Genomic DNA, 10,419 nt, shown 5'->3' on the forward strand with positions numbered 1-10,419 from the left:
CCCGGGCCGGGGGTTCGGGGCGGTCTCGGAGACGGTGATCCAGTCCGCCAGTTCGGCCCGCAGGTCCTTGAGGGTGCGCAGGTCCCGGGGCAGCCGCGATCACCGTGACGTCGTTCTCGCGGTCGATCCGCACCTCGGGCACCAGCGCGCCCGCGAGCAGCAGCCCGAGGCCGAGCACCAGCCCGGCGGCGGGCAGGAAGGCGGCCACCGCCGCCGTCGAGGCCAGCCCGACCAGGCCGGCCACCGCGGCCGGCAGCCGCCAGCGCAGGTAGTGGTCCTGGATCGCGTCCACGTCGGCGACCAGCCGGGAGAGCAGGTCGCCGCGCCGGAAGGCGGGCAGCCCGGCCGGGGCGAGCGCGCCCAGCCGCCGGTAGACGGCGGCCCGCAGGGTGCCGAGGGTGCGCAGCACCGCGTCGTGCGAGACCAGCCGCTCGGCGTAGCGGAAGACGCTGCGGCCGATGCCGAAGGCCCGTACCGCGGTGACGGCCATCATCAGGTGGAGCACCGGGGGCATCTGGGAGGCCCGGGAGATCAGGTAGCCGGAGGTGGCCATCAGCGCGACGGCGCAGCCGAGGGCGAGCGCGCCGAGCAGGATCGAGAGCGCCAGCCGGGGGGTGCTGCCGCCCTCGGGTTCCTCGGCGGCGGGGGCGGCGTCGGCGGGGGCGGGCGTCGGGAGCCCGCTGTGGGCGAGCGGGGTGACCGGGGCGCCGACCACCGGCCGGGGGCCGGCCAGCCGGACCCGCTCCTCCGCGACCGCCAGCAGGGCCGGTCGGTGCGCGACCACCAGCACGGTGCGCGCCGGGTCCACGGCGAGCGTCCGCACGGCGTCCACCACGGCCGCCTCGGAGGCGCCGTCCAGGTTGGCGGTCGGCTCGTCCAGCAGCACCAGCGGCCGGTCGTCGGCGAGCAGCACCCGGGCGAGGGCGAGGCGCTGGCGCTGCCCGGCGGAGAGCCCGGCGCCGTCCTCCCCCAGCACGGCGGCCAGGTCGGTCACGAAGTCGAGCGCGTGCGCGGCCCGCAGCGCCGTCCACAGCTGCTCCTCGGTGGCCTCCGGCCGGTAGAGCCGCAGGTTCTCGGCGACCGTCCCGGCGAAGAGGTGCGGGTGCTGCGGCACCCAGGCGATCTGCCGCCGCCAGCTCTCCGGCTCCAGCTCGGCCAGGTCGTACGAGCGGCCGTCGGCGGCGGTGATCCGGACGGTGCCGGCGTCGGGGGCGGTGAGGCCGAGCAGCACGGCCAGCAGGGTGGACTTGCCGGCGCCGCTGGGGCCGGTGAGCGCGGTGCTGGAGCCCGGACGCAGGGTCAGCCCGGCGCCGTCCAGGGCGGGCTCGGTGCGCCCGGGGTGCCGGACGGTCAGGCCGCCGGCGGCGATCACGGCGCCCGCGAGGTCCGGCGCCGGGGTGGCCCCGGCGGCCGGCAGCGGGGTCTCCAGCACCCGGAACAGCTCGTCGGCGGCGGTCAGCCCCTCGACGCTGGAGTGGTAGAGCGCGCCGACCTGGCGGATCGGGAAGTACACCTCGGGGGCGAGCACCAGGATCATCAGCCCGGTCTCCAGGTCGAGCGTGCCGTCCACCAGCCGGAAGCCGATGGTGACGGCGACCAGCGCGACGGACAGCGTGGAGAGCAGCTCCAGGGTGAAGGAGGAGACGAAGGCGATCCGCAGGGTGCGCAGGGTGGCCCGGCGGTAGTCGGCGGTGATCCGGGCGATGGTGGCGGCCTGGCCGCGGGCCCGGTTGAACACCTTGAGCGTGGGCAGCCCGGCGACCACGTCGAGGAAGTGGTGGGAGAGCCGGGCGAGGGTGTTCCACTGCCGGTCCATCCGGGACTGGGTGGCCATCCCGATCAGCACCATGAACAGCGGGATCAGCGGCAGCGTCCCGCCGATGATCGCGGCCGAGGTGAAGTCGGCGCCGACGATCCGCAGCAGCACGATCACCGGGACGACCACGGCCAGCGCCAGCTGCGGCAGGTAGCGGGCGAAGTAGTCGTCCAGCGCGTCGACGCCGCGGGTGGCGAGGGTGGTGAGTTCGCCGGTGCGCCGGCCCGCCAGGTAGGACGGGCCGAGCGCGGTGGCGTGGTCGAGCAGCCGGCGCCGCAGGGTGGACTTCACCCGGGCGACGGACCGGTGCGCGGTCAGTTCGGTGAGCCAGCCGACCAGCCCGCGCCCGACGGCCGTCAGGGCGAGCAGCAGCAGCGGCGTGGTCAGCTCGCCGGGCGTCGCCCCGCGCTGGAAGGCGCGGACGACGATCTCGGCGATCAGACTCGCCTGGGCGGCCACCAGGGCCGCGCCGACCGCGCCGAGCAGCACGGATCCGGCGAGGAAGGCCCTGGTGGTGCGGGCGTACCCGAGGAGTCGGGGGTCGACCGGCCGCACGGCGTCAGGCCCGGTCGAGCGGGGCGGCGGGCGCGGCCGGCTGGTGCCCGGGGATGTGCTGGACGCCGATCCGCTTGCGGAACACCCAGTACGTCCAGCCCTGGTAGAGCAGCACCAGCGGGGTGAAGACCGCCGCCACGACGGTCATCAGCTTGAGCGTGTACGGCGCGGACGCCGCGTTGCTCACGGTCAGGCTCCACTCCGGGTTCAGGGTGGAGGGCATGACGTTCGGGAACAGCGCCAGGAAGAGCATCGCGACGGCGGCCACGATCGTCGCCCCGGACAGCACGAACGCCCAGCCCTCGCGCCCGAGTTGGTTGGCCACCAGGGCGCCGACCAGGGCCGCCACCGCGACGACCAGCGCGGCCAGGCTGCGGCCGTTGCCGCTGTCCGCCTGGGTCCAGGCCAGGAAGACCAGCGCCAGCACGGCGGCGGCCAGCCCGACCTGCAGGGCGGCCTTCCGGGCCCGCTCGCGGATCTCACCGACGGTCTTGAGCGCGGCGAACACCGCGCCGTGGAAGGTGAACAGGCTGAGCGTCACCAGGCCGCCGAGCAGCGCGTACGGGTTCAGCAGGTCCCCGAGGCCGCCGACGTAGTTCTTCTGCGCGTCGATGTCGACGCCGCGCACGATGTTGGCGAAGGCCACGCCCCACAGGAAGGCGGGCAGCAGGGAGGTCCAGAAGATGGCCGCCTCCCAGTTCCGCTGCCAGCGGGCGCCGTCGCGCTTGGCCCGGTACTCGAAGGCCACGCCCCGGATGATCAGGCAGACCAGGATGACCAGCAGCGGGATGTAGAAGCCGCTGAAGAGCGTCGCGTACCAGTCCGGGAAGGCGGCGAAGGTGGCGCCGCCGGCGGTCAGCAGCCAGACCTCGTTGCCGTCCCAGACCGGGCCGATGGTGTTGATCAGCACCCGCCGTTCGGCGGTGTCGCGGGCCAGCGCCTTGGTCAGGATGCCGATCCCGAAGTCGAAGCCCTCCAGGAAGAAGTAGCCGATCCACAGGACCGCGATCAGCACGAACCAGACGTCGTGGAGTTGCATGTCAGATCCTCAGTTCCGCTGTGGCGTGCTTCAGTACGCGAAGGCGAGCGGCTTGTCGGCGTCCTCGTCCGAGGACGGCCCGCGCAGCGACGGGTCCTTGGTGGGCGGCTGCTCGGTCACCACCGGGCCGGCCTTGGCGTACTTGACCAGCAGCCGGACCTCGACCACCGCGAGGATCGCGTAGAGCGTGGTGAAGGTGACCAGCGCCCCGATCTGGGTGCCGACGCTCACGTTGGGGGAGACCGCGCTGGAGGTGGTCATCAGGCCGAAGACCGCCCAGGGCTGGCGGCCCATCTCGGTGAAGATCCAGCCGAAGCTGTTGGCGATCAGCGGGAAGCCCATGGTCAGGATGCCGATCCGCCAGCTCCACTTGGTGAGCAGCGGGCTGAGCTCCCGCCCGGGAGTGAGCATCAGCCGGAGCACCTCGGTCTCGCCGGTGCGGAACGCTGGGTTCAGGAAGAGCTTCCGCCGGGTGGTCCAGAGGCCGATCAGACCGGCCAGGAAGGAGGTCATCCCGAAGCCGATCATGAAGCGGAAGCCCCAGTAGGTGACGAAGACGCTGGGGATGTAGTCCTTCGGGTTCCCGCCGTGCGCGGCGGCCTCGGCGGCGGCGGTGTCGTTGATGCCGGGGACGGAGGAGCTGAAGTCGTTGTGGGCGAGGAAGGACAGCACCCCCGGGACCTCCAGCGCGACCGAGTTGTGGCCCTTGCTGACGTCGCCGACCGCGAAGATCGAGAACGGCGCCGGCTTCTGGGTGTCCCACAGCGCCTCGGCGGCGGCCATCTTCATCGGCTGCTGCTCGAACATGACCTTGCCCAGGGTGTCGCCGCTGAGCGCGGTGCCGGCGCCGAAGACCACCGCGAGCACCAGGCCGAGCCGCAGCGAGGTGCGCATCACGGCGGTCCTCCTGGGATCGGCCGCCTCCGGCTTGCGCTTGGCCTTCCAGAGGTGGAAGGAGGAGATGCCGACCATGAAGGCGGCGCCGGTGAGGAAGGCCGCGGTCAGGGTGTGGAAGACGACGGTGAGGGTGGTGTTCTGGAACAGCACCGCGGCGATGTCGGTCAGCTGGGCCTTGCCGGTGACCGGGTCGACCGCGTAGCCGACCGGGTGCTGCATCCAGGAGTTGGCGGCCAGGATGAAGTAGGCGGAGAGCACGGTGCCCAGTGCGACCATCCACATGCAGGCGCAGTGGATCTTCTTCGGCAGCTTGTCCCAGCCGAAGATCCACAGGCCGATGAAGGTGGACTCGAAGAAGAAGGCGATCAGCGCCTCCATCGCGAGCGGAGCGCCGAAGACGTCACCGACGAAGCGGGAGTAGTCGGACCAGTTCATGCCGAACTGGAACTCCTGGACGATGCCGGTGACCACGCCCATCGCGATGTTGATGAGGAAGAGCTTTCCCCAGAACTTGGTCGCGTGGAAGTACTTCTCCTTGTTCGTCCGCACCCAGGCGGTCTCCAGCCCGGCCACGATCGCGGCCAGGCTGATCGTGAGCGGGACGAAGAGGAAGTGGTAGACGGTGGTGATGCCGAATTGCCATCGCGCGATGGTCTCGTGAGCGATTGCCAGTTCCACGTCGCCCTCTCTCCCAACCTGCCCGCGTGCTGACGGGCGTCTTCCGGACAGACTTCATCTCTAGCCGTGAACCGTTGCCCGAGCCCGCAGGCTTGTCCGCTTGTGAACGTGAACACGTTCACAAGGGCCAGTATCCACCATCCTTACGAGGGAACTGCAGGTGGGGTGGGGTTGACAGCGCTGTGCGCTGCGTCACGGTGTGCGGTGCGGTCCGCCCAGTCTGCGGATCCGCCGCGGGCCGGGCAACGAACGACCGGGCGGACGGCCGGAAGTCGTTGGCCGAACCGGCGCTTGACAGGCCCGCGAGCCGGTCGCGCCGACCGGAGAGGCGTGCTACGGGCGGCGCGGGCGCGACCGTGCGCCACCCGGAGGAGAGCAGTGCGGCCCGCCACTCGGAGAGGTCCGCCGGAACGACGCGCCGCCCCGGTCAGCCCCGGCGCTCGCCGGTGATCTCGGGGCCGATCACGAAGCCCTTCGCGGGGCCCTCGGGGATCACGGCCTCCTTGCCGTAGGGGACGCGGGTGGAGGAGGCGTAGTCACCGTGCTCGGGGTCCGGCCCGGTGAGGACGGTCACGGCGCCGCCGTCGTCGTGGTCGTCGATGATCACGTAGACCGGGATGCCCGCGGCGGCGTAGGCGCGGCGCTTGAGGACGTGGTCACGGCGGCGGCTCTCGGCGCCGGGGGAGACGGTCTCGACGACGAGGGGGATTCCGGAAGCGAGCAGCCCCAGGCCGTCGGGATGCTCGATCTCCTCGTCGTCCTCAGGAGCCACGTACGCGTCCGGAATGAACACCTTGAGCCCGTGAATGACGTTGCAGTCGTTTCCCGGCGACCAGCCGGATCCCTGGAGGTACCCGAACAGGGCTCGGAGCAACCGCCTGTTCACCCGCGCATGGCGGCTGTTACCGGTGGGTGACACCTCGAACCCCTTGATGATCTCCACATGGACGCCCTCGGGGACGTCCATGGACTTCCACATCTCCCACAGCGCCTGGTCCAGGTCCACGCCGGTCTCCTCAACAGCAACCGCGCTCATCGGAACACCCCACTTCCCGTCCAGTGTGATCAGCCCGCGCGAGTCCGCACAAGCAACGGCAGGACGGTCGCACACGACCGGAGGGCCGGGTGGGTGAACGGCGGTCGGTTCACCCGATCGGGGAGTTTGGGGGCCGGGAACGCCGGAACCGCAGGACGGGCCGGGGCCCGTCCTGCGGTTCCGGGGTGGTCGCGCCCTCCTCCCGAGCGGGCGCGAACGGGGTGGGTCAGGAGCCGGAGCGGGCGGTGGCCGGCTTGCGGCGGGAGACGTAGAGGGCGGCGGCGCCCAGGCTGATCGCCAGGCCGGCGCCGGTGGCCAGGTACGGGGTGGCCGGGTTGGAGCCGGTGTCGGCGAGCTCGGTGGCCGAGCCGGTGGTGGCCTGGGTGGTGCTGGTCCGGCTGGTGGTCGCGGTGGTGGAGGCGGCCGACTTGTTCGTGGTGGTGCTGGTCTTGGTGGTGTTGGAGACCGGGGTGACGGCGGCGGGCTTCTGCGCCGGCTGGGCGGCCGGCTGCTCGGCGGGCTTCTCGGCCGGCTGCTCGACCGGCTTGGCGGCGGCCGCCCGGGCGTCGGCGAGGGCCTGGTCGGCGGCGGCCTTGGCGGCGGCCGCGGCCTTGGTGGCCTGGCCCGCGGCGTGGAGCCGGCGGAACGCCTCGACCCTGGCGTCGTCCAGCGCGGTCCGCGCGGCGGCGACGGCGGCCTTGGCCTTCTCGTCCGCGGCGATGGCGGCGTTGGCGACGGCGATCGCCTTGAGCATCCGCTCCTTGGCCTTGGGCAGGTCCGCCTCCGCGGCGTGACCGTACGCCAGGGAGGCTTCCTCGGCCTCCTTGTTGGCGGCGTCCTTGGCCGCGGCGGCCTTCACCGCGGCGGCCTGGGCCGCCTGGTACTCGCCCAGGTAGGGCTGCGAGTCGTCGAGGAACGCGGAGAGCTCGGCCTGCACCTTGGCCTCGTTGGCGACGGCGGCCTGGTAGGCCTTGGCAGCGTCGGCGGCGGCCTGCTCCAGTTCGGCGATCGAGCCGCTGTCGCTCCCGGTCTGCGCCGTCGAGGCCGGGGCCGCGAAGGCGGGAACGGCGGAGAACACGGCGGCGGGCGAGACGACGGCGGCGACGAGAGCGGCCGAGACCAGCGAACGGCGGAGGTTCACAATGACCCCTTTCGGGTCGAAAGGAAAGCATTTCCCTTGGCCCGGAGTATTCCTGACGACCGGGCAGCGCTGATCATAGGCACACGTTTTCTTAACGCTCCATGCCGGTTTCCGGCAAGGAAACCGGCGTCGAACCTTCCTGGTTCGACCGGAAATTGACGAGTCGACAAAGCCGCGGGAAAGAACGTCCCGAACGTCCGGATTCCCGGTATTCGCGCCGCCGGGAAATTCCGGTTTCAGCGCTGGCGGGGTAGTTCGACCCGGAAGGTGGCGCCCTCGCCCGGGGCGGTGCGGAGCGTGAGGGTGCCGCCGTGGGCGCGGGTGAGGGCGGTGGCGATGGCGAGGCCGAGGCCGGCGCCGCCGCCGTTGTCGCGGCTGCGGGAGGGGTCGACCCGGAAGAACCGGTCGAAGACCCGCCGGGCCTGCTCCTCGGTGAGGCCCGGGCCGGAGTCGGCGACCTCCAGCAGGCAGATGCCGCCGGGGCCCGCGCCCACCCCGATCCGGACCGGGGTGCCGGGCGGGGTGTGCTTGACCGCGTTGCCGACCAGGTTGGTGACCACCTGCCGCAGCCGCGCCTCGTCCCCGACCACGGGCGCCGCGCCGGGCGCGCCGGTGCCGGCCGGGCCGGTGAGCGCGACCGGGCGGCTGGGGTCGAGCGCGGTGAGGTCGTGCAGCGCGTCGGCGGCGAGGGTGCGCAGGTCCATCGGGGCGAGGTCGAGCGGGCGTTCCTCGTCCAGCCGGGCGAGCACCAGCAGGTCCTCGACCAGGGCGCCCATCCGGTCGGCCTCGCTCTCGATCCGGGTCATGGTCCGCTTGACGTCGGCGTCGGTGGGCAGCGCGCCCATCCGGTACAGCTCGGCGAAGCCGCGGATGCCGGCCAGCGGGGTGCGCAGCTCGTGCGAGGCGTCGGCGACGAAGCTCCGCATCCGGGCCTCCGACTCGGCGCGGGCCGCGAAGGCCGCCTCGATCTGGGTGAGCATCCCGTTGAGCGCGATCGACAGCCGGCCGACCTCGGTGCCCGGGGACAGCTCCGGCATCCGGTGCGACAGCTCGCCGGCCGCGATCCGCTCGGCGCCCTCCTCGATCCGGCGCAGCGGCCGCAGCCCGGTCCGTACCGCGAAGAAGCCGAGCGCGGCGATCAGCACCAGGACGCCGCCGCCGATGGCCAGGAAGGAGGTGCGCAGCTTGTCGAGGGTGGCGTCGATGTCCTCGCGGGAGACCGCGACCATGACGTGGGTCGGGGTGACCGCCGGGGAGGCGTACGCGCTGGGGTTGGCGGCCTGGCCGCGGGGCGCCTGGAGCGGCAGCACCAGGACCCGCCAGCTGTGCCGGCCGCGCTGGTCGGGCAGGTCGAAGGGGACGTCGGGGGCGGTCCGGGTCGGGTCCAGTCCGGCCAGCTGGGGCGCCGGGTCGCTGTCCGAGACGGGCTGGCGCATCAGCGCCTGGACCTTGCCGTCCGAGGAGAGGTACTGCACCAGGTACTGGCTGGGCAGGCTGACCCGCCGGCCGGCCACGGCGGGCCGCCCGGCGACCGGCGCGGTGAGCTGGCCCGGGGGCTTGCGGGAGAGCGGCGGCCCGTACCGCTGGAGCTGCTCGTCCAGCTGGTGCACCAGCTGCTTCCGCACCGTGCCGAGCACGCAGGCGTCGCTGACCGCGAGCCCGGTGGTGACCAGCGCGAGGGCGAGCACCAGCAGCCGGGCGCGCAGCGACAGCCGGGAGGAGAACCGGGCGAGCACGGGCCGGCCCGGTCAGCCCTGCGGGGGACGGCGCAGGGCGTAGCCGATGCCGCGCACGGTGTGGATCAGCTTGGGGCCGTGCGCCGGGCCGGAGTCGAGCTTGCGGCGCAGGTAGGAGATGTAGGACTCGACGATGGAGAGGTCCCCGCCGAAGTCGTAGGCCCAGACGTGGTCGAGGATCTGCGTCTTGGAGACCACCCGGCCGACGTTGGCCATCAGGTAGTGCAGCAGCTTGAACTCGGTCGGGGAGAGCGAGACCGGGGTGCCGCCCCGGGTGACCTCGTGGGCGACCGGGTCGAGGCTGAGGTCGGCGACGACCAGCCGGCCGTCCTCGGCGGGGCCGCCGGCCCGGCGCAGGATCGCGCGGATCCGGGCGATCAGCTCCTCCAGGCTGAACGGCTTGGTGACGTAGTCGTCCGCCCCAGCCGCCAGGCCCTGCACCTTGTCGCCGACGCCGTCCTTGGCGGTGAGGAAGAGCACCGGCAGGTGGTCGCCGGGGTGGCCGTGGGCCGGCCCGGCTATCTGTCCGCGGCTGGTGCGCTCGCGCAGCTTCTCGACGACGGTGAAGCCGTCGAGGTCGGGCAGCATCACGTCCAGCACGATCAGGTCCGGGCGCTCGGCGGCGACCAGTTCGAGCGCCTCGGTGCCGGTGGCGGCGGAGGCCACGCGGAAGCCGGAGAAGCGCAGCGAGGCGGAGAGCAGCTCGCGGATGTTGGGCTCGTCGTCCACGACGAGCAGGAACGCTTCGCCCTGGCCCCCGGCCACCGTGGAGCCGCCTGGTGTGGTGACAGTGCCTTGCACGGGGCTTTCGCCTCCCGGTCGGACGATGACGTTCAGCATGAGGCTAGCCCCCGGAGGCTATGCGGCATGGATGAATGTTGGATTAACACCTTATCGGTCGGTTTTTGGACGATCGGCGCACCGGGGTGGGTTCGGTGGTGTGCGCACGGGCGTGGACACGACGGGCGGGGAGTGCGCACGGCGTCACGCGCCGCAGGCCTGCACCTCGCGCCGGCGCCTCAGCCCGCGTGCCTCGCGCCGTGTGCCTCGCTCCGGCGCCTCACGCCGCGTGTCTCACGCCGGGGCGCCTGCGCTCCCCCTCGGTCGGCTCTCCGTCCAGGGCCGGAGCTTCTCCGGGTTGCGCACCGCCCAGATGTGGGTGATCAGGCCCTCGGCGATCCGGAAGGCGAACACCGTGACGACGACGCCGCCCTTCCTGGCGACCAGGCCGGGCAGGCCGTTGACGGTGCACTCCAGCAGCGTGATGCCGGGCGCGAAGCGGTCCGAGTCCAGGTGGGCGGCGGCGATCCGCTCGCGCCCGGTCAGCGGGTGCAGCAGCGCGCCGACCAGGCCGCCGCCGTCGGCGATCACGGTGGCGTCCGGGTCCAGCACGCCCATCAGCGACTTGAGGTCCTTCGCCTCCCAGGCCCGCCTGAACTCCCGGACGACGCCGGCCTGCGCGCCGGTCGGCGCCGCCGGGGCCTGCGCGGCCCGGACCCGCCGGCGGGGGGGGGTGGGGCG

The 10,419-nt window shown here is 72.8% G+C and carries 7 protein-coding genes and 1 pseudogene; all 8 read right to left on the bottom strand.

Annotated features, from left to right (window positions below; genetic code table 11):
* The coding region (gene cydD / locus ABZW03_RS29040; protein ID WP_355264527.1) for a thiol reductant ABC exporter subunit CydD at positions 1-2,371 on the bottom strand (2,371 nt) is incomplete at its 3' end.
* A gap of 4 nt (positions 2,372-2,375) precedes the next feature.
* Positions 2,376-3,410, bottom strand: coding sequence for a cytochrome d ubiquinol oxidase subunit II (cydB, locus tag ABZW03_RS29045; RefSeq protein WP_355264530.1), 1,035 nt, complete (start codon positions 3,408-3,410; stop codon positions 2,376-2,378).
* Positions 3,411-3,440: 30 nt separating this feature from the next.
* Complete coding sequence (locus tag ABZW03_RS29050) at positions 3,441-4,985, bottom strand: cytochrome ubiquinol oxidase subunit I (RefSeq protein WP_355264533.1); 1,545 nt, start codon at positions 4,983-4,985, stop codon at positions 3,441-3,443.
* Positions 4,986-5,412: 427 nt separating this feature from the next.
* Positions 5,413-5,991, bottom strand: a complete 579-nt coding sequence (locus ABZW03_RS29055) for a Uma2 family endonuclease (protein WP_355264536.1) — start codon at positions 5,989-5,991, stop codon at positions 5,413-5,415.
* Positions 5,992-6,247: 256 nt separating this feature from the next.
* The gene (locus ABZW03_RS29060) at positions 6,248-7,162 is read right to left on the bottom strand and encodes an LPXTG cell wall anchor domain-containing protein (protein ID WP_355264539.1); all 915 of its coding nucleotides are present in this window, start codon (positions 7,160-7,162) and stop codon (positions 6,248-6,250) included.
* Between the two features lie 236 nt (positions 7,163-7,398).
* Positions 7,399-8,898, bottom strand: a complete 1,500-nt coding sequence (locus ABZW03_RS29065) for a HAMP domain-containing sensor histidine kinase (RefSeq protein WP_355264542.1) — start codon at positions 8,896-8,898, stop codon at positions 7,399-7,401.
* 12 nt (positions 8,899-8,910) lie between these two features.
* Complete coding sequence (locus ABZW03_RS29070) at positions 8,911-9,699, bottom strand: response regulator transcription factor (RefSeq protein WP_355264545.1); 789 nt, start codon at positions 9,697-9,699, stop codon at positions 8,911-8,913.
* 273 nt (positions 9,700-9,972) lie between these two features.
* A pseudogene (locus ABZW03_RS29075) lies at positions 9,973-10,419 on the bottom strand (RNA polymerase subunit sigma-24); the annotation flags it as partial.

It is taken from the genome of Kitasatospora sp. NPDC004799 (genome assembly GCF_040609095.1).
Lineage (GTDB): Bacteria > Actinomycetota > Actinomycetes > Streptomycetales > Streptomycetaceae > Kitasatospora.